This is a genomic window from Thioalkalivibrio sp. ALJ4 (genome assembly GCF_000377225.1).
In the GTDB taxonomy this organism is placed as follows: Bacteria; Pseudomonadota; Gammaproteobacteria; order Ectothiorhodospirales; family Ectothiorhodospiraceae; genus Thioalkalivibrio.
In genome coordinates, this window is the sequence record NZ_KB897917.1 from 972656 (window position 1) to 991965 (window position 19310).

The window sequence follows — 19310 nt, forward strand, 5'->3', positions numbered from 1 at the left end:
CGATGGCCGGCTATCTGACCGGCCGCGAGCTGACCAAGCGCTATGGCAAGCGTACGGTGCTGGATCGTGTCGACGTCGATCTGGCACCAGGGGAGGTCGTGGGCCTGCTGGGACCGAACGGCGCAGGCAAGACCACCTGTTTCTACAGCCTGGTCGGCCTGATCCGGCCCAATCGTGGCCGCATCACGCTGGGTGACCGGGACATCACCCGGGCCCCGATTCATTCGCGGGCCCGAGCCGGGCTGGGCTACCTGCCGCAGGAGGCCTCGATCTTCCGTCGGCTGAGTGTTTGGGACAACCTGCAGGCGGTGCTGGAGCTGCGCTCGGAGCTCGACCGCCACGAGCGACGCCGCATCGGCGATGCCCTGATCGAGGAGTTCCAGCTGGAGACCGTGCGCCACAGCCCTGGGATTGCCCTGTCCGGGGGCGAGCGTCGCCGCGCCGAGATCGCGCGGGCACTGGCCGGTGACCCGCGCTTTATCTGCCTGGACGAACCGTTTGCCGGCGTGGATCCGATTTCCGTGGGTGATATCCAGGCCGTGATTGGGCATCTGGCCCAGCGCGGGATCGGTGTGCTGATTTCCGACCACAACGTGCGCGAGACCCTCGGAATCTGCGACAGGGCCTATATTCTTAGTGAGGGCCGCATCCTGAGCGCCGGGACCCCGCAGGAGCTGCTGGACGACCCCCAGGTGCGCCGCGTGTATCTCGGAGAAAACTTTCGACTGTGAACATTGATCAGTGTTTCCTTAAGATGATCTTGATGGTCACCATGGACCTCAAACCGCGATGCTGAAACCCGGGCTCAATCTGCAGCTGGGGCAGACGCTGACGATGACCCCGCAGCTGCAACAGGCGATCCGTCTGCTGCAGCTTTCCACGCTGGAGTTGCAGGCGGAGATCCAGCAGGCGCTGGAAAGCAACCCCATGCTCGAGCAGGTGGAGGACGAGGGCGAGGAGGCCCCGCCCGAGCGCCCGGAGGAAGGGGGCGAACGGGTCGACGGGGATCGCATGCAGGCCGACACGGCTGGCGATGACGTGATCCCCGAGGAGTTGAGCACCGACAGTCGCTGGGACGACATCTACGAGCCCGCCCCGAGCCCACGCGGCCTGGACGACCGCGACCCGCTGGAGAATACCTCCGACGGCGAGGACGAGGGCCTGCAGGACCACCTGCTCTGGCAGCTGCATCTGAGCCACCTGACCCCACGAGACCAACGGATCGGGGCGGCGCTGATCGACGCGATCAGCCCGGACGGCTATCTGGACAGTGAACTCGAGGCGCTGGCGGAGATGATCAGCCAGGGCGAAGACGAGCCCGTGGGGGTCGACGAGGTCGAGGCGGTGCTGCACTGGATTCAGCAGTGCGACCCGCTGGGCGTCGGTGCGCGGGACCTGCGCGAGTGCCTGGAGATCCAGCTGCGCCATTTGGCGCCGGATGCCCCGGCGCGTGACGCGGCTCGAGCCATCCTGGAAAACGGCATGGAGAGCCTGGCCAAGCGGGACTACCGAGCCCTGCAGCGCCAGTCCGGCGTGCGCGACCCGGACGAGCTGGCGCGGGCGCTGGACCTGATCCGCACCCTGAATCCGCGGCCCGGTGCCCAGATCAGCGAGTCCACTTCGGAATACGTCGTGCCGGATGTCTATGTCCGCCATGACCGCGATGGCTGGCGCGTGGACTTGAACCCGGAGATTGCGCCGCGCATTCGCATCAACGATCTCTATGCGGGCATGGTGCGGCAGGTCTCCGATGCGCGTGATAGCGCGTTTATGCGCGATCAGTTGCAGGAGGCGCGCTGGTTCCTGAAGAGCCTGCACAGCCGGAACGACACCCTGCTGCGGGTCGCCCAGGCCATCGTCGTGCGCCAGCAGGGGTTTCTCGAGCATGGTGAGGTTGCCATGCAACCGCTGATCCTGCGCGATATCGCCGAGACCCTGGAGATGCACGAATCGACCATCTCGAGGGTGACTACACAGAAATACATGCACACCCCGCGTGGGGTATTCGAGTTCAAGTACTTCTTTTCCAGCCATGTTGGCACAGCCGATGGCGGCGAATGCTCGGCGACCGCGATCCGTGCCATGATTCGGGAATTGATTGGTGGCGAGACCCCGAACAAGCCACTGAGTGATGCAAAACTGGCCCAGATCCTGTCGGATCGGGGCATTAATGTGGCCCGACGCACCGTGGCCAAGTACCGCGAGGCTATGCACATACCGTCTTCCAGCGAACGCCGGCAGATGGCGAGTATGCCCAGTGGAACCAAGCAAAAAGGAGCCTGACCATGCAGATCAATCTGACCGGCCATCACGTCGATATCACCGACGCCCTGCGCGACTACGTGAACGAAAAGTTCGCGAAGCTGGAACGCCACTTCGACAAAGTGATCGACGTGCATGTGGTGCTGACCCACGAGAAAAACCAGAACCTGAACAACAAGGCGGAGGCCAATCTCCAGGTCAGCGGCAATCACATCCACGCCGAAGCCAGTCACGAGGATATGTATGCGGCGATTGATGGCCTGATCGACAAGGTGGATCGTCAGCTGATCAAGCACAAGGAAAAGGTCAAGGACCATCACCGCGCCGAGGGTGCCCAGCGCAACCGCGAACAGGCCCTTTAACGCAATGACCATTGCCGAGCTGATCACCCGCGCCCGTATCCGGCTGGAGCCCGAGTGTTCCAGCCAGAAACGGGCGCTCGAGACCCTGGCCGAGTTGCTGGCCGTCGGCGGCGAGGAGTCCGCCGGCCCGGCCAGCGGGGCCATCTTCGAGGCCCTGTCTGCCCGCGAGAAGCTTGGCTCCACCGGTCTGGGGCATGGCGTGGCCATCCCGCATGGGCGTCTGGCCGAGCTCGATGTCCCCCGGGTCGCGGTCCTGCGGCTGGACCAGGGGGTCGACTTCGACGCCATGGATCACGAACCCGTGGACATCCTGATCGCACTGCTGGTGCCCGAGGCGGCGACCAGCGCGCACCTGGACCTGCTGGCGCAGCTGGCGCGCGGTCTCTCGCAGCCCGACAATATCGCCTCGCTGCGCCGTGCCGGCGACGCGGACGCCCTGGAACGCGAACTGACCCGGGCCTTCGGCGACGCCTGAACATGGCTCTCCCGGCAGTGCTCCCCCGATTCCGACACCCCGCGCCAATGCTGCCGGAGATTCGTGCATGAACGAGGCACTGGGAGAGGGCGGCATCGCGCGCGACATCACCGTAGAGGTCCTGATCCAGGCGATGGGCAATCGCCTGGATCTGCGCTACGTACACGGCGAGCAGGTCGCACCGGATCGCAACCTGGTCGGCGGTGACGGCGACGACCTGCCCCTCGCCGGGCACCTCAACCTGATCCGGCCTAACCGTATCCAGGTGATCGGCGATTTCGAGGCGCGCTATATCGCGCGGCTGAGCGATGATCAGCGCGAGCAACTGATCCTGGAGATGGCCCGCACCGGGACGACCGCGGTGATCTTCGCCGAGGACACCTGCCCGTTCTCGGAGATGCCGGACGTCCCCGATGAGCAGCTGCCGCTGATCTTGTGCTCCTCGACCAGCAGCCACGAGATTATCTCCCTGCTGCGCTATTTCCTGCAGCAGCGGCTGGCCCATTTCGAGGTGCGCCATGGCGTGTTCATGGAGATCCTCGGCATTGGCGTGCTGATCAGCGGGGCCTCCAGCGTGGGCAAGAGCGAGGTGGCGCTCGAGCTGATCTCGCGCGGGCACCGGCTGATCGCCGACGACGCACCGGAGTTTGCCCGCATCGCCCCGGATATCGTGCGCGGACACTGCCCGGCCCTGTTGCAGGACCTGCTCGAGGTGCGCGGGCTGGGGGTGTTGAACGTCCGCGCCATGTACGGGGATTCGGCGATCAAGGGCGGCAAGTATCTGCGGCTGATTATCGACCTGCGCGACCACGGCGAGCCCTCGCCGGTGCCGGATGACCGCCTGAATGGCCGCCGCGGGGAGATCGGCATCCTCGGGCTGCGTATCCCGCTGATCAGCCTGCCGGTCGCGCCGGGGCGCAACATCGCGGTGATGATCGAGGCGGCGGTACGCAACCACATGTTGCACATGCAGGGCTATGTCGCCGGCGACGACCTGCGCGCACGTCAGCGCCGGCAGATGAGCGGCGAGCCCGAGGAGCCGCCGTACCACCGCGCGATCCCTGCAACCACCGTCCCCAACCCGGACCCGGAGGGCTGAATGCGACTCCTGCTGGTCAGTGGTCTGTCGGGCTCCGGCAAGACGGTCGCCCTGCATACGCTGGAGGACGCCGGCTATTTCTGTGTCGACAACCTGCCGCTGCCGCTGCTGCCCGGGCTGATCGAACAGGTCCGCAGTGGCGATTACGACGCGGACGAAGACCGGCATCTGGCGGTCGGGGTGGATGTCCGCAGCGGGCTGACGGCGCTCGAGGGCTTTGCCGACCTCCTGCGCGAGCTCCGGGGCAAGGGGATGCAGGTCGAGGTGATGTTTCTGCAGGCCTCCAGCGAGGTCCTGCTGCGCCGCTATCACCTGACGCGGCGCCGACACCCACTGGCGCGCGACGGCGTGCCACTGGTGGACGCGATCGAGCGCGAACGTGACTGGCTCGGCCATGTTGCGGCCGAGGCGGATCTGACCGTGGACACCTCCCGTCTGTCGATGCACGATCTCGCGCGCACCCTGCGCGACCGCGTCGGGCTGCTGGGCGAGGAGCGCCTGTCCCTGCTTTTTCAGTCATTCGGGTTCAAGCACGGGGCCCCTCTGGACTCCGACTTCGTGTTCGACGTGCGCTGTCTGCCCAACCCGCACTACGAGCGCGATCTGGCGCCATTGACTGGCCGCGATGCGGCTGTTTGCGAGTTTCTTGCGCGCCATGGCGAGGTCGAGGAGATGTATGACGGGATCCAGGGCTTTCTCGAACAGTGGGTCCCGCGGATCCGGCAGGATCACCGCAGCTATGTGACCGTTTCGATCGGGTGCACCGGCGGCCGTCACCGCTCGGTTTATCTTGTGGAGCGGCTGGCGGCTGCCTGGCGGGGGCGCGAACATGTTACTGTTAGCACCCGTCACCGCGAGCTATCCCTGCCCCTCGAATCGGAGTGAGTCCATGGGCGTTGGTCTGATCCTGATCACGCATCAAAACCTCGGCGACACCCTGCTGCAGACGGCCCAGAGCATGCTGGGCGACCTGCCCGAGGATTGCGAGTCCATGGCGATGTCGCAGAATGACGACCCCGACGAGGTGCTGGCGCGCGCGAGGGCGCGCCTGGGCGAGCTGGATTCCGGCTCCGGCGTGCTGATCCTGACCGACATGTTTGGCTCCACCCCATCCAATGTGGCCAGTCGCGTGGCCCGGGGCGCGAACGCCCGCGTCATTGCCGGGATCAACCTGCCGATGCTGATCCGTGTGCTGAACTACCGCCATCTGCCGCTGACGGAGCTGGTCAACAAGGCCCTGTCCGGCGGGCACGATGGCATCCTTCTTTGTGACCAGGAGTGTTCGGATGCCGCAGCGCGAAGTCCCCATCGTTAATCGTCTGGGGATGCATGCGCGTGCGGCGGCCAAGTTCGTGAGCCTGGCCAGCCAGTACGCGTCCGATGTGACCGTCTCCCGGAACGCCCAGGAAGTGAACGGCAAGAGCATCATGGGGGTGATGATGCTGGCGGCGGCGCAGGGCTGCGAGGTCACGATCACCACCGACGGCGAGGACGCCGAAGAGGCCCTCGACGCCCTCACCGAACTCGTCGCCAACCGCTTCGGCGAGGACGCCTAGCCCCTCTCCTGCCGCCATGCCTTTGCGAGGCTGGGCCTAGTTCACCCTCGGAAATCAGGGTTCAGCCGGCGAGGGCGTTGCGCAGGGCCGCGAGAAATGCGTCGTTCTCGTCGGAGCGGCCGACGGTGACGCGCAGGCAGTCGGCGAGTAGCGGATGCGCGCGGCCAACATCTTTGATCAGGATGCCGGCGTCGCGCAGGGCCGCGAAGCTCGCGTGCCCCTGCCCCTCGCGCACTCGAAAGAGGATGAAGTTCGCCTGGCTCGGGAACACGTGTTCGACGCCGTCGATCGCCGCAAGCGCCTCGGACAGACGCCCGCGTTCCTCGATGATGCCGCGCGCCTGCTCATCCAGGGCCTCGCGGTGATCCAGGGCGAAGGCGACCGACCGCTGGGTCAGGGTGTTGATGTTGTACGGCAGGCGCAGCCGGTCCAGCGCATCGATCCAGCCCGCGGAGGCGGCCAGATAGCCCAGCCGCGCGCCGGCCAGCCCCAGCTTCGAGACCGTGCGCATCACCATCAGCCCGTCGTGCTGGCCGACCTCCGGCAGGAAGCTGTGGGCGGCGAACGGGGCATAGGCCTCGTCGACCACCGTGACGCCGGGGTTGGCCTCGATGATCGCCTGCACGGCGGCCGGGTCGTCCAGGGTCCCGGTCGGGTTGTTCGGGTAGGCCAGGAACACGACCGCCGGGTCGTGTTCGGCCAGGGCGGCGTGCATCGCGGCGAGGTCCAGGGTGAAATCGCGGTTCAGCGGGACGCCGACGAACGGTACGCCCATTGCGCGGGCCAGCACGCCGTACATCACGAAGGTCGGCTCCGGCGCCAGGATCGGGCGGCCGGAGGCGGCGACCGCCATGATCAGGATCTGGATCAGTTCGTCGGACCCGTTGCCGAACAGCAGCCCGGCCGCTTCGGGCACGCCGTGAGCGGCGCGCACATTTTTCTCCAGCTCGCGCGCCCCGGCGTCCGGATAACGGTTTAGCTGCGGGTCGCGCAGGGCCTCCAGCCAGGCGTCTTCCAGCCCGCCGGGCCAGGGATGCGGGTTTTCCATCGCGTCCAGCTTGATCAGGCCGGTCGCGTCGGACACCTGATAGGCCGACTGCGCCAGAACCTCCGGACGCATCAGGGCATCCGGGCTGCGGCTTTCGTGCGGCAGGCTCATTGCCCGCCGCGCAGTTCGGCGGAGCGGGCGTGGGCGGTGAGTCCCTCGCCGTGCGCGAGGGCGGCGGCGGTCTTGCCGAGCTTCGCCGCGCCCTCGGCCGAGCAGTGGATGATGCTCGAGCGCTTCTGGAAGTCGTACACCCCCAGCGGCGAGGAGAAGCGCGCGGTGCGCGAGGTCGGCAGCACGTGGTTGGGCCCGGCGCAGTAGTCGCCCAGGGCCTCGGAGGTGTAGCGGCCCATGAAGATCGCGCCGGCGTGGCGCAGGCCGGCGTCCAGCATCGCCTGCGGGTCGGCCACCGACAGCTCCAGGTGTTCCGGCGCGATGCGGTTGGCGACGGCAACGGCCTCGGCGGAGTCGCGCACCTTCACCAGTGCCCCGCGCTTGTCGAGGCTGGTGCGGATGATCTCGGCGCGCGGCATCTCGGCCAGCAGGCGGTCCATGGCCTCGGCCACGCGGTCGAGGAAGGCCTCGTCCCAGGACAGCAGGATGGACTGGGCCTGCTCGTCATGCTCGGCCTGCGAGAACAGGTCGGCCGCGATCCAGTCCGGGTCGGTCTCGCCGTCGCAGACCACCAGGATCTCCGACGGGCCGGCGATCATGTCGATGCCGACCGTGCCGAACACCTCTCGCTTGGCCGCCGCCACGAAGATGTTGCCGGGGCCGACGATCTTGTCCACCGCCGGGATGGTATCGGTGCCATAGGCCAGAGCCGCCACGGCCTGGGCGCCGCCCACGGTGAACACGCGATCCACCCCGGCCACGGCGGCGGCGGCCAGCACCAGATCGTTCAATTCGCCGCCCGGGGCGGGCACGACCATTACCAGCAGTTCCACGCCCGCGACCTTGGCCGGCACGGCGTTCATCAGTACGGAGGACGGGTAGGCGGCCTTGCCGCCGGGGACGTACAGGCCGACCGAGTCGAGCGCGGTCACGCGCTGGCCGAGTACCGTGCCGTCGGCATCGGTGAAGTCCCAGTCCTGCATCTTCTGGTGTTCGGCGTACTGGCGGATACGCGCGGTGGCGGTCTCCAGCGCCTGGCGCTGCTCCGCCGGGATCGATTCCAGCGCGGCCTGCAGGCGCTCCCGTGGGATCTCCAGGTCGGCGACCGCGCTGCGATCGAGGCGATCGAACTTGGCGGTGTAGCGCAGCACGGCCGCGTCGCCCTCGGTGCGTACCGCGGCGAGGATCTCGTCCACCGCATCGCGTACGCCGGTGTCGGCGACGGACTCCCAGGACAGCAGGTGCTCCAGGGCCTGATCGAAGTCGGGCTGCTGGGTATCGAGTCGGGCAATGGAGGGCATGGTCGGGATCCTCTGGACGTTTTCCCTAGGCCGGTACGGCGGTCTTGCGGCGCGCGCGCACGGCGTCCGCCAGCAGTTTCAGACTGGTCTCGGTCTCGTCCCAGCCCATGCAGGCATCGGTGATGCTCTGGCCGTAGGTCAGCGACTTGCCGGGCAGGATGTCCTGGCGGCCACCGACCAGATGGCTCTCCAGCATCGCGCCCATGATGCGGCGATCCCCGCCAGCGATCTGTTCGGCCAGCGAGCGGGCCACATCCACCTGACGCTTCGGGTCCTTGCGGCTGTTGGCATGGCTGCAGTCGACCATTACCAGCTCAGGCAGCTCCGCCATGCGCAGCTCCTTGCAGGCCTGTTCGATGCTCTCGGCATCGTAGTTCGGTTGCTTGCCGCCGCGCAGGATGATGTGGCAGTCGTCGTTGCCGGTGGTGGAGAAGATCGCCGAGCGCCCGGCCTTGGTCACCGACAGGAAGTGGTGCGGTCGCGAGGCGGAGCGGATCGCGTCGATCGCGACCCGCAGGCTGCCATCGGTGGAGTTCTTGAAGCCCACCGGGCAGGACAGGCCGGAGGCCAGCTCGCGGTGCACCTGGCTCTCGGTGGTGCGCGCGCCGATGGCCCCCCAGGCGACCAGGTCCGCGATGTACTGCGGGCTGATCAGGTCGAGGTATTCGGTGGCGGCCGGCATGCCTTTGATCGCCAGATCACGCAGCAGCCCGCGCGCGACGCGCAGACCCTTGTTGATGTGGAAGCTGCCGTCCAGGTCCGGGTCGTTGATCAGGCCCTTCCAGCCGACCGTGGTGCGCGGCTTCTCGAAGTACACCCGCATCACGATGTGCAGGGCGTCGGACAGGTCCTCGCGCAGGCCCTTCAGGCGTTCGGCGTACTCCAGCGCGGCGTCCACGTCGTGAATCGAGCAGGGCCCGACGATCACCTGCATGCGGTCGTCCTCGCCATGCAGGATGCGGTGGCAGGCCTGGCGTGCCGCGAACACGGTCTCGGAGGCCGCGTCGGTGATGGGCAGTTCGTCGCGCAGGGTGTCCGGGGCGGACACCTCCTGGATATCGCGGATTCTCAGGTCGTCGGTATCGGCGGTCATGATGCTCTCGTTACGTCGTCGCGGGCGTGACGGCCTCGCGCAGGCCCTCGATCAGATTTTGAATAGTTCTATGTCGCATCTTCATGGCTGCCTGGTTCACGATCAACCGGGAACTGATGGGGGTAATCAGTTCCAGCGGCTCCAGGCCATTGGCCTTGAGCGTGTTGCCGGTGTCGACCAGGTCCACGATGTAGTCGGCCAGATCGACCAGCGGCGCCAGTTCCATCGAGCCGTAGAGCTTGATGATCTCGACCTGGCGGCCCTGCTGGGCGAAGTAGTTCTGCGTGATGTTCACGAACTTGGTGGCGATGCGCAGGCGCTGCTGCGGGTCCGGCTGCTGGCCCGGGCGTCCGGCCAGCATCAGCCGGCATGCGGCGATGCGCAGATCCAGCGGTTCATAGAGTCCAGCCGCGCCGTGCTCCATCAGTACGTCCTTGCCGGCCACACCGATTGCTGCCGCGCCATGCTGCACATAGGTGGGGACGTCGGTCGCCCGCACCACCACGATCTTCACGTCCTCGCGGTTGGTGTCGAGGATCAGCTTGCGCGTCTTGTCCGGGTCCTCCAGGAGTTCGATCCCGGCGCTGGCCAGCAGCGGCAGGGTGTCCTTGAGGATGCGTCCCTTGGACAGGGCGATGGTCAGGGCGTTGGGATCCATCATGTCGGGTGTCGGTCTGTCTCGCGTTTGTGAGGGAAACACTGATTAATGTACACGCTCGCGCTCGAGTCGCTTTTGCGTGCGAACAAGGCGCGGTGACCGCCGTGCAGTCATTCTGCACCAGGGAACCGCAACGCCGTTCCCGCGCAAAAGCGACCGAGCCCCCGCATTAAATGGCTTGTGGGGTTGGTACCCCAGGTTCCCCGATCCTGCGTTGCGCCCCGAATCAATCAGAAACGGGCGGGTAGAACCACTACCCGCTGCACGACGCGCCTTGTCTCGGAAAACCTGGGGTACCAACGCGAGTGTGTACATTGATCAGTGTTTCCCTAGGCGTCAGGCCGGCTCGCGGCGGATGCCCGCGCCGATCTGGCTCAGTTTTTCCTCGATGCATTCGTAGCCGCGGTCGATGTGGTAGATGCGATCGACCGCGGTTTCGCCCTCGGCCACCAGGCCGGCGATGATCAGGCTGGCCGAGGCGCGCAGGTCGGTCGCCATCACCGGCGCGCCCACCAGTCGCTCGACGCCCTTGACGATCGCCGTATTGCCCTCGATGGTGATGTCCGCCCCCATGCGCTGCAGTTCCAGCGCATGCATGAAGCGGTTCTCGAAGACCGTCTCCACGACCGACCCGGTGCCCTCGGCGACGGTGTTCAGCACCATCATTTGGGCCTGCATGTCGGTTGGAAAGGCCGGGAAGGGCGCGGTCCGCAGATTGACCGCCTTCGGGCGACGTCCTTCCATGTCCAGTTCGATCCAGTCCGGGCCGGTCTCGATGCGCGCCCCGGCCTCGACCAGCTTGGCCAGCACCGCATCCAGCAGCTCCGGGCGGGTATTGCGGCAGCGCACGCGCCCGCGGGTCACCGCCGCCGCGACCAGGAAGGTGCCGGTCTCGATGCGGTCCGGCATTACGTCGTATTCGCAGGCCTGCAGGTTTTCGACACCCTGCACGCGGATGGTGTCGGTCCCAGCGCCCTGGATCTTCGCACCCATCGCCGTCAGGCAGTCCGCCAGGTCGACCACTTCCGGCTCGCGCGCGGCGTTCTCGATCAGCGTCTCGCCCTCGGCCAGGGTGGCGGCCATCAGCAGGTTCTCGGTGCCGGTGACCGTGACCTGATCGAACACGACGCGAGCACCCTTCAGGCGCTTGGCGCGGGCGTGGATGTAGCCCCCCTCGACGTCGATCTCCGCACCCAGCGCCTCCAGCCCCCGCAGGTGCAGGTTGACCGGGCGCGAACCGATCGCGCAGCCACCCGGCAGCGAGACCTCGGCCTCGCCGAAGCGGGCGAGGAGGGGCCCCAGCACCAGGATGGAGGCGCGCATGGTCTTGACCAGGTCATACGGGGCCACGCACTGGGTCAGGGTGGTCGGATCGACCTCGATGCGCATGCGCTCGTTGACCGTCAGGCTTACGCCCATGCGGCCGAGCAGTTCCATGGTGGTCGTTACGTCCTGCAGGTGCGGGACGTTGCCAATGGTCATCGGCCCGTCCGCCAGCAAGGTGGCGGACAGGATCGGGAGCACCGCGTTCTTGGCCCCGGAGATCCAGACCTGCCCCTCCAGGCGGCGGCCTCCGGTGATGATCAGCTTGTCCATGGAAAGCCCGGGTCGGTCGCAGGGTCCAGCATGGCCCGTGCGAAACACGCCATGATAACGAATCTGCCCGCTGCGCGCGCGTTTCCGGTCGCGGGGCGGGCGTCAGGCCGCGTTGGTCTGCGCCGCGGGAACCGAGTCGGCGATCACCGATTGCAGATCGTAGAGTTCAACGAGGGGTGCCAGGCCCTGCGGGATGGAGTGGAAACCCAGTTCGCCACCCTGTTCGTGCACACGGCGCCAGAGGGTGACCAGCAGCGCCACGCCCGCCGAGTCGATGCGGGTCACCTCGCCGAGATCCACCCGCGCGCGAGCGGGCAGCCCGGGGAGCAGGGCGCGAATGCGGGACTCGAGGCCCGGAACCGTGGCCAGCGTCAGCGTGCCGGAGAGGGCGAGCCCCTCCGGTGTTGCGTGCAGGCGGGCGTCAGCCATCGCCGTTGTCGACCTCGTCGGCGATGCCTTCCATCGCGTCATCGACGAGCTCGCGGTCGCCGTCCTCGAGGCGTTCGATCAGCGCGTCGAGGCCATTGCGGTTGATTTCCTCGTTGAAGCGGTTGCGGAAGTTGCCGACAAAGCTGAGGCCTTCGGCCTCGACGTCGAACACTTTCCACTCCCCGTTTACCGGCCGCAGGCGGTAGTTGACCTGCAAGTTCGATTGCCCCGAGCCCATGACGATCTCGGTTGCAACGACGGCCATGCGGTCATCCTGGCGCGAACGGCGCTCGATTACGCGGATATCCTTGTCCAGGTGGTCCGCCAGCTGCACGCCGTAGGCTTGCAGCAGGGTGTTCTTGAAGGCCTTGGTAAAGCGTTCGCGCTGTTCGCTGGAGGCGTCGCGCCAGTGTCGCGCCAGCACCAGCCGGGACATGCCTTCGACATCCACGCCGGGCAGGATCTTGTCTTCGATCACGCCGATCACGAAATCCGGATCTTCCTGGGCACGGTCCTCGTTCGACCGAAGTTTCTCGTAGACCTCGTCGATGGACTGTTTGATGATCTCGGTGGGGTTCTCCGCCTGCGCGGCACCCGGGAGGGCCAGCAGCAGGAGCAGCCAGAGCGGCGCCGGCAGCGCCAGAAATCGCAATGTCTTCATCGTGTCGTCCCCGGTTCGGGTTTAGTCGCTACCCATATTGGTCATGAAACGGCCAATCAGGTTCTCCAGGACCAGTGCGGATTGGGTGAACATCACCTCATCACCGTCCTGCAAGGTGTCGTAGTCGCCGCCAGGCTCCAGGGCGATGTACTGCTCGCCCAGGAGTCCCGCGGTATGGATCGCGGCCTGCGTGTCCATGGGCAGGTAGTCATGCTCGGCGCGGATCGCCAGCGTGACCTCGGCGCGGAATTGCTCCGGATCATAGCGAATATCCGCGACGCGCCCGATGCGCACGCCCGAGACCGTGACCGGCGCGCGCGTCTTGAGCCCGCCGATGTTGTCGAAGTAGGCCGTCACCGTGTAGGTGTCCCGGTCGTGGTAGTCGGTCACGTTGCTCACCTGAATCGCCAGGTAGAACAGTGCCGCCACACCCAGCAGCACAAACACGCCGACCGCCAGTTCGAAGAAACGTACCTTCATTGTTGCCACCTGCCTAGGAAAACCCTGGTTGGTCAGCCCGTGCCGAACATCAGCCCGGTCAGGATGAAATCGAGGCCCAGCACCGCCAGCGAGGAGACCACTACGGTCTGGGTCGTCGCGCGCGAGATGCCCTCGGAGGTCGGCATCGCGTTGAAGCCCTGGAATACGGCAATCCAGGTCACCACGAAGCCGAACACAATGCTCTTGATCACGCCGGAGAGCACATCCTCGTTCCAGTCGGTCACCGACTGCATCTGCGAGAAGTACGCGCCGCTGTCCACGCCCAGCATGCCCACGCCGACGATGTAACCGCCCATCACGCCCACTGCGCTGAAGATCGCGGCCAGCAGCGGCATGGAGAGGAATCCGGCCACGAAGCGCGGGGCGAAGATGCGGCGATAGGGGTTCACCGCCATCATCTCCATCGCCGAGAGCTGCTCGGTGGTCTTCATCAGGCCCAGCTCGGCCGTCAGTGCCGAGCCCGCGCGACCGGCGAATAGCAGTGCGGTCACCACCGGGCCCAGTTCGCGCACCAGCGACAGGGCGACCACGCCGCCCAGGGCCTCTGCGGCACCGAAGTTCACCAGGGTGATGTATCCCTGGTAGCCCAGCACCATGCCGACGAACAGTCCGGAGACGATGATGATCAGCAGCGAGCGCACGCCCACCGAATAGATCTGCACCACTGTCAGCCCGAACCGCCGGATCACGATATCGAGGCTGGCGAGCACCTGGAGCAGAAAGAGGAACGCGCGGCCGAAGACCACCAGGGCATTCAGCGAGCTGCGACCCAGCGAGGCAATTCCGTCAATCATCGCGCCGCTCCCGTACCCCGAGCAGATCCTCGCGGTAGCTGTCGCCGGGATAATGAAACGGAACCGGGCCATCGGGGCGGCCCTCGAGGAACTGTGCGCTCCAGTCGGAGGCACGGGCACGCAGGTCGTCGGGTGCCCCGGCATCCACTGCCCGGCCATCGGCAATCAGTACCACGTGATCGGAGATGGTCATGGCCTCGGTAACGTCGTGCGAGACCAGTACGCTGGTCAGCCCCAGGCTCTGGTTGGTGCGCCTGATCAGGGTCACGATCTGGCCCATGGTGATCGGGTCCAGGCCGGTAAAGGGTTCGTCGTACATGATCAGGTCCGGGTCCAGCGCGATCGCGCGCGCCAGCGCCACGCGCCGCGCCATGCCGCCGGACAGCGAGGCAGGGTCCAGGTCGCGCGCGGAACGCAGACCCACCGCCTCGAGCTTGAGCAGCACCAGGGTGCGCAGCACGTCCTCGGGGAGGTCGGTGTGCTCGCGCAGCGGGAAGGCGACATTCTCGAACACCGAGAGATCGGTCAACAGGGCCCCGCTCTGGAACAGCATGCCCATGCGTTTGCGCAGGGCGTACAGGCGTCGGGTCGAGAGTTGTGCGACCTCCTGGCCGTCGACCCAGATGCGGCCTTCGTCCGGGCGCAGCTGGCCGCCGATCAGGCGCAGCAGGGTCGTCTTGCCGCTGCCACTCGGGCCCATGACCGTGGTCACCTGCCCGCGCGGGATGCGCATGGACAGGTCCTCGAAGATCACCTTGCGCCCGCGCCGGAAGCGCAGGTTCTCGATGACGATATGTGGACTGTCTTCGGCGACCGGCTCAGCCACGGGCACCTCTTGCCGTACGGCCTATGGGACTCGGGAGTCTGGCGCGGGACCGATGCCCGGTCAAACCGGTTTGGGGGTAGTTCATCCCACCCCCAGCAACTGGGCGATGGTGCGAAACTCGGAAAGTCGATCCGGTCTCGCTCTCAGGAACACGGGTGTTGGACCCTGGCCGCCGGCCGCGGTCAGGGCCTCCACCAAGGCGCGCCACCCCATCGGGTCCAGGTCCGCCTCCGGTTCGATCTGCCACAGGCCAGCGCCGTCTCGGCCCGGATACCACAGGGCCTCGCGGGTGCCCGGCAGTGTGTGTGCCTCGGCAGGTCCGGTCAGCACGGCGGTTTTCACGTGGCCGGCCTCGAGTGCCGCCTCCACGGCGGCGGTATCCTCGGCACCCATGACACCGAGGGCCACACCCTGCAGCGTCTCACCCAGGTCGTTCTCGATTCGGGCCAGGGCGGCCGCACCCGCCTCCGGCGGAAGACCCCCGGGCCACTCCAGTGTCAGCTGCAGCTTGGCGGGGACCGCCTCGGCCCAGGGCCCGAACGGGCCTTCACCCGGTGCCGCCCAGGCAGTGGCGGGCAGCAACAGACGGCTGTGATGGTGGGTGTAGTACTCCAGCTGCCAGTCGGTCGGGAGGTCGTCCGGGAAAAAGGTCTCCCACCAGGGCTCACCGGGGCCCGCGACCCCGGCAGCCTGCAGCTCCAGCGCTTGTTGATCCTTCGACATCCGCGTGTCCTTCGTTCAACCGTAGTCTGACGGGCTTGCTTGTATCCCCAACGCGCGCGCGGCACAGTTGATGCCATGCGCTTCGACCTCTTTCATGAGCTCTCGGTCCCGGAGTTTCTGCAGACCTCCGAGACCGAGGTGATCGACCGGACCCTGGCCCTGTGGGAGCAGGCCGACCGTCTTGGCTACGGCACGGCCTGGCTGGTGGAACACCACCTGATGCCGGAATTCTCCCACAGCACCGCGCCGGATCTGGTACTGGCCGCGGCCAGCCAGCGCACCGAACGCCTGCGTCTGGGCCTCGGCGTGGTCCCGCTGCCCTACCACCACCCGCTGCGGGTCGCACAGCGGGTCGGCATGCTCGACCAGCTCTCCGGCGGGCGCCTGGACCTGGGCATCGGGCGCGGTTTCTCGCCGCGCGAATATGCCACATTCGGCGCCGAGATGAGCGAGTCCCGCGCGCGGGTCGATGCCGGACTGGATGCGCTGCGCCAGGCCTTCGCCACCGGTCGGATCACCCAGGACGGCCCGTTCCATCACCTGGACGACGTGCCCGTGATGCCGCGCCCGGTGCAGGACCCGCACCCGCCGATCTGGACCGCCGCGGTCAGCCCGGAGTCCTTCACCTGGGCCGCCGAGCAGGGCATTGGCGCGCTGGCGGGTCCGTTCAAGCCCTGGCAGATGATCCGTGAGGACATCCGCCTGTACCACGAAGCCTGTGACACGACGCGCACCGACATCGCCCACCCGCCGCGCGTCGGGATGACCCTCGGGGTGCTGTGCCTGCCCGACGGCAAGCGCGCCCGCCGCGAGGCCAAGCCCGCCTTCGAGTGGTTCTATCGCCACATGTTCCAGCAGACCCTGCCGGTGCTGGAGCGCCTGATCGAGGGCTACGACTACTACCGTTCGCTGGGCCGTTTCCGCCATCTGGTCAAGGCCGGGATCAACCTGAAGATCCTCGACATGCTGGGCATGACGCTGGTCGGCACGCCCGCCGAGTGTCGCGAGCGCATCGAGGGGCTGCGCGAGGCGGGGGTCGACCAGGTCCTGCTGGCCTTCGGGGCCGGAGCCGTGCCCCACGAACTCGCGCTGGAGTCCATGGACTGCTTTGCCGAGGAGGTCATGCCGGCCTTTGCCGAACGCGCCCCGGGCGCCACCGGCACGGCTGGATAGCCGTCCATGCGGGTCGCCGTGACCGGCGCCGCCGGGCGCCTGGGCCAGGTGCTTGTTCCGGCCCTGGCCGCCGCCGAAGGTATCCGGTCTGTTACCGCGATCGACCGCCGCCCGGTTGTGGCGAACGCGCATACGACCCCTTTACAAGCCGATCTCGCGGATCTCGGCGCGGAACACCTGGCCGGGCATGACAGCCTGATCCACCTCGCCTTCCAGTTGATGGGTGGGCAGGGCGGGCGCCGGCGCCGCGACCGCGACTGGGTGCGTGCGCAGAATGTCGAGCTGAGCCGCCACGTCTTTCAGGCAGCCGCCGCGGCCGGTGTGCGCCAGATCGTCTTCCTCTCCAGCGCCGCGGTCTACGGGCCGTGGCCGAATTCGCCGCGCCCGCTGACCGAGCGCAGCCCGGCGCGGCCGCGCTTCCCGTACGCCGAGGACAAGGTCGCCACCGAGCAGGCCCTGCTGGCGGTCGGCGTGCAGTATCCCGATCTGACCACCTGCATCCTCCGGCCCCCGGCAATCGTCGGGCCGCATGCCCACCCGCTGCTGCGCCAGGTTGCGCGCAGTCGCGTGTATCCGGGTGGCGCCGAGGTGCCGGTGCAGATCCTGTGGGAGGACGACGCCGCGGACGCCGTGGTACGAGCGGTCACGCGCCAGGCGGAGGGCATCTTCAACCTCGGGGCCGAGCCCGTCTGGTCCATGCGCCGGATGGCGCTACACCGGCGCCGCTGGGGCATCCCGGTGCCCCCGGGCCTGATCCGGGCGATTCACCCGTTGGCCTGGCGATTCACCCGCCATGCCGGCGATCCCGGATGGGTCCAGGGCCTCGACGGCGCCCTCCAGATGGACTGCTCGCGCGCCCGCGAGCACCTCGGCTGGGCACCCCGGGTCTCCACCCCCGAGTGCCTGGAGCGCCTTCGTCGGTAGTCCGTCTTTTCAGGCTGACCCCGGTTCGTCCTCTGGTGTTTACGTGCCTTCGTCCGGCCGCCTGCCAAGCGCTCACTCGCGAGCGCGCCGCGGCCGTTGTTGATCAAAAACGGGCTTCTTTGCTCGTGCAAAGAAGTAACCAAGAAACACGCCCGGGATTCGCCCAGGAACCTTGCTCCGGACGCGCCAGGCCGGCGGCGCTGAAACTCGCTTCGCTCAGACAGTCAGCGCCCCGTGTCTATTTTGAATCGTCCGGCCTGTCACGCCCTCCACAAGGGGCTCATATCGGGAGGGAAAGTCAAAACCGACGGTATCCCAGCGCTTCTGCCTATTCCGTACGCCGTAGGGTGCGTTGAGCGCCGCGGAACGCACCGTTCCAACGCCGTGGCAACCCTGATGCGATTCGCTTCGCTCATCCGCATCCTACGATGGGATCTGGCGCCCGCTGGCGGGCGCGGCACGCCAGGGCCGAAGGCCGCGCGTGCCCAGGATGTCGGAACACCTAGCCTTCAACCATTGCCACGAACGTCTGGATCGCCGTTGTCTTGACCTTCATCCCCCCGTATGAAGCCCCTTGCGGAAGGGTCCTCGGGACGGACGATTCAAAATAAAAACGGGGGCGCTGACTGTCTGAGCGGAGCCAAAGGCGCAGCGAGTTTCAGCGCCGCCGGCCCAAGGGCCCTGGAGCAAGGTTCCCGGGCGGAATCCGGGTGCCCTTCTTTGGGTACTTTCTTGGGCAAGCAAGAAAGTGCCTCGCGGCGCGCTCGCGAGTGAGCGCTTGGCAGGCGGCCGGACGAGGGCACGTAAACACCGGATGCCGAGCTAAGGCCAGCCTCAACAAGGCAGGCGGAGGCACAGGGCCGCGTGGTCGCGCATGGGGGCGCTGCGATGAGCTGGACTAGCGCAGGAGCATCAGGATACCGGCGAGGATCAGGACGCCGGCGAAGCCGCGGCGGAGGATGGCGATGGGCAGGTGATGCGTGAGCCAGACGCCCGCGCGCACGCTGATGGCTGTGCCGATGACCACGCCGAGGATGGCCGGCAGGTAGAGATACCCCAGCGCCCATTCTGGCGCCTGGTAGGCCGGATCGGTCCACTGCGGCAGGGCGAACACCAGGCTCGCGCCGATGGAGATCGGCACGCCGAGGGCCGCGGCCGAGCCGATCGCCCGGCGTAGTTCCAGTCCCTGGCTGACCAGGAACGGCGTGGTCAGCGTGCCGCCGCCGATGCCGATCAGCGCGGAGACGGCCCCGATTACGGTGCCGCCGCCCAGCCAGACGCTGCGCCTCGGCACGGGCGCCTTCGGCGGCTGAACGTTGAGCAGCATCCAGATCCCGATCGCAACCTCGAAGGCGCCGAAGATGCGGCCCAGGTGGTCGGAGTCGATGCGCGTGGCCAGCCAGGCCCCGAGCAGGGCCCCGACGATAATCCCCGGCAGCAGGCGGCGCGCGGCCGTGCCGTCCACCCCGCCGCGGCGGTGGTGGGCACGGGCCGACAGGATCGCGGTGGGGATGATCGCGCCCAGCGAGGAGCCGACCGCGAGCTGTACCAGGCTGGCCGAGTCGAAGGCCAGCAGGCTGAAGATCGCGACGAACACTGGCACCAGGATCAGCCCGCCGCCAATGCCGAACATCCCGGCCGGGATGCCGGCAACCAGGCCCAGAAGCACAAATAGCAGCGCCAGCGCCAACGGTGACTGGGTCAGGGCCTCAAGCATG

General features: G+C 67.3%; 22 protein-coding genes. 10 read left to right on the forward strand and 12 right to left on the reverse strand.

Annotated elements, in window-relative coordinates; translation table 11 throughout:
* Positions 1-2: 2 nt before the first annotated feature.
* The 8 genes from lptB to C936_RS0104625 all read left to right on the forward strand — a co-directional run bounded on the left by lptB (position 3) and on the right by C936_RS0104625 (position 5754).
* Entirely contained in the window at positions 3-731 is a 729-nt protein-coding gene (gene lptB, locus C936_RS0104590; RefSeq protein ID WP_012981782.1) for an LPS export ABC transporter ATP-binding protein, read from the forward strand.
* 58 nt (positions 732-789) lie between these two features.
* On the forward strand, positions 790-2283 hold the full coding sequence (locus C936_RS0104595; RefSeq protein ID WP_012981783.1) for an RNA polymerase factor sigma-54: 1494 nt from the start codon (positions 790-792) through the stop codon (positions 2281-2283).
* 2 nt (positions 2284-2285) lie between these two features.
* The gene (gene hpf, locus C936_RS0104600) at positions 2286-2624 is read left to right on the forward strand and encodes a ribosome hibernation-promoting factor, HPF/YfiA family (protein ID WP_012981784.1); all 339 of its coding nucleotides are present in this window, start codon (positions 2286-2288) and stop codon (positions 2622-2624) included.
* A gap of 4 nt (positions 2625-2628) precedes the next feature.
* Positions 2629-3099, forward strand: coding sequence for a PTS sugar transporter subunit IIA (locus C936_RS0104605; RefSeq protein ID WP_018175360.1), 471 nt, complete (start codon positions 2629-2631; stop codon positions 3097-3099).
* Between the two features lie 67 nt (positions 3100-3166).
* Complete coding sequence (gene hprK, locus C936_RS0104610; RefSeq protein WP_018137775.1) at positions 3167-4198, forward strand: HPr(Ser) kinase/phosphatase; 1032 nt, start codon at positions 3167-3169, stop codon at positions 4196-4198.
* Positions 4199-5083: an RNase adapter RapZ gene (gene rapZ / locus C936_RS0104615; protein WP_018137776.1), complete on the forward strand. Its 885-nt coding sequence runs from the start codon at positions 4199-4201 to the stop codon at positions 5081-5083.
* A gap of 4 nt (positions 5084-5087) precedes the next feature.
* The gene (locus tag C936_RS0104620) at positions 5088-5513 is read left to right on the forward strand and encodes a PTS sugar transporter subunit IIA (protein ID WP_018137777.1); all 426 of its coding nucleotides are present in this window, start codon (positions 5088-5090) and stop codon (positions 5511-5513) included.
* On the forward strand, positions 5485-5754 hold the full coding sequence (locus C936_RS0104625; protein WP_018175361.1) for an HPr family phosphocarrier protein: 270 nt from the start codon (positions 5485-5487) through the stop codon (positions 5752-5754). Before C936_RS0104620 ends, C936_RS0104625 begins: the two co-directional genes overlap by 29 nt.
* 61 nt (positions 5755-5815) lie before the next feature.
* On the opposite strand, the gene hisC is transcribed toward C936_RS0104625, so the two are convergent.
* The 11 genes from hisC to C936_RS0104680 all read right to left on the reverse strand — a co-directional run bounded on the left by hisC (position 5816) and on the right by C936_RS0104680 (position 15495).
* Complete coding sequence (gene hisC, locus C936_RS0104630) at positions 5816-6913, reverse strand: histidinol-phosphate transaminase (protein ID WP_018175362.1); 1098 nt, start codon at positions 6911-6913, stop codon at positions 5816-5818.
* A complete protein-coding gene (hisD, locus tag C936_RS0104635) occupies positions 6910-8214 on the reverse strand; it encodes a histidinol dehydrogenase (protein ID WP_018175363.1) in 1305 nt (434 codons plus the stop codon). The genes hisC and hisD overlap by 4 nt, the downstream gene beginning before the upstream one ends.
* Positions 8215-8239: 25 nt before the next feature.
* Positions 8240-9307, reverse strand: coding sequence for a 3-deoxy-7-phosphoheptulonate synthase (locus C936_RS0104640; protein ID WP_018137780.1), 1068 nt, complete (start codon positions 9305-9307; stop codon positions 8240-8242).
* A 10-nt stretch (positions 9308-9317) separates the two neighbouring features.
* A complete protein-coding gene (gene hisG, locus C936_RS0104645) occupies positions 9318-9968 on the reverse strand; it encodes an ATP phosphoribosyltransferase (RefSeq protein WP_012981793.1) in 651 nt (216 codons plus the stop codon).
* Positions 9969-10301: 333 nt separating this feature from the next.
* The gene (gene murA / locus C936_RS0104650) at positions 10302-11561 is read right to left on the reverse strand and encodes a UDP-N-acetylglucosamine 1-carboxyvinyltransferase (protein WP_018137781.1); all 1260 of its coding nucleotides are present in this window, start codon (positions 11559-11561) and stop codon (positions 10302-10304) included.
* Positions 11562-11663: 102 nt separating this feature from the next.
* Positions 11664-11990: a lipid asymmetry maintenance protein MlaB gene (locus C936_RS0104655; protein WP_018137782.1), complete on the reverse strand. Its 327-nt coding sequence runs from the start codon at positions 11988-11990 to the stop codon at positions 11664-11666.
* Positions 11983-12651: a phospholipid-binding protein MlaC gene (locus tag C936_RS0104660; RefSeq protein ID WP_018175364.1), complete on the reverse strand. Its 669-nt coding sequence runs from the start codon at positions 12649-12651 to the stop codon at positions 11983-11985. The genes C936_RS0104655 and C936_RS0104660 overlap by 8 nt, the downstream gene beginning before the upstream one ends.
* A gap of 21 nt (positions 12652-12672) precedes the next feature.
* Positions 12673-13131: an outer membrane lipid asymmetry maintenance protein MlaD gene (mlaD, locus tag C936_RS0104665; RefSeq protein WP_018137784.1), complete on the reverse strand. Its 459-nt coding sequence runs from the start codon at positions 13129-13131 to the stop codon at positions 12673-12675.
* A gap of 32 nt (positions 13132-13163) precedes the next feature.
* Positions 13164-13946: a lipid asymmetry maintenance ABC transporter permease subunit MlaE gene (mlaE, locus tag C936_RS0104670; RefSeq protein WP_018137785.1), complete on the reverse strand. Its 783-nt coding sequence runs from the start codon at positions 13944-13946 to the stop codon at positions 13164-13166.
* Positions 13939-14772, reverse strand: a complete 834-nt coding sequence (locus tag C936_RS0104675) for an ABC transporter ATP-binding protein (RefSeq protein ID WP_018175365.1) — start codon at positions 14770-14772, stop codon at positions 13939-13941. The genes mlaE and C936_RS0104675 overlap by 8 nt, the downstream gene beginning before the upstream one ends.
* Positions 14773-14853: 81 nt before the next feature.
* Positions 14854-15495: a hypothetical protein gene (locus tag C936_RS0104680; RefSeq protein WP_018649255.1), complete on the reverse strand. Its 642-nt coding sequence runs from the start codon at positions 15493-15495 to the stop codon at positions 14854-14856.
* A gap of 75 nt (positions 15496-15570) precedes the next feature.
* On the opposite strand from C936_RS0104680, the gene C936_RS0104685 reads away from it, so the two are divergent.
* Positions 15571-16668, forward strand: a complete 1098-nt coding sequence (locus tag C936_RS0104685) for an LLM class flavin-dependent oxidoreductase (RefSeq protein ID WP_018175367.1) — start codon at positions 15571-15573, stop codon at positions 16666-16668.
* A gap of 6 nt (positions 16669-16674) precedes the next feature.
* A complete protein-coding gene (locus C936_RS0104690; RefSeq protein ID WP_018175368.1) occupies positions 16675-17592 on the forward strand; it encodes an NAD-dependent epimerase/dehydratase family protein in 918 nt (305 codons plus the stop codon).
* Positions 17593-18490: 898 nt separating this feature from the next.
* Here C936_RS0104690 and C936_RS0104695 read toward each other — a convergent pair.
* Positions 18491-19309: a sulfite exporter TauE/SafE family protein gene (locus tag C936_RS0104695; protein WP_018175369.1), complete on the reverse strand. Its 819-nt coding sequence runs from the start codon at positions 19307-19309 to the stop codon at positions 18491-18493.
* Between the last annotated feature and the right edge of the window lies 1 nt (position 19310).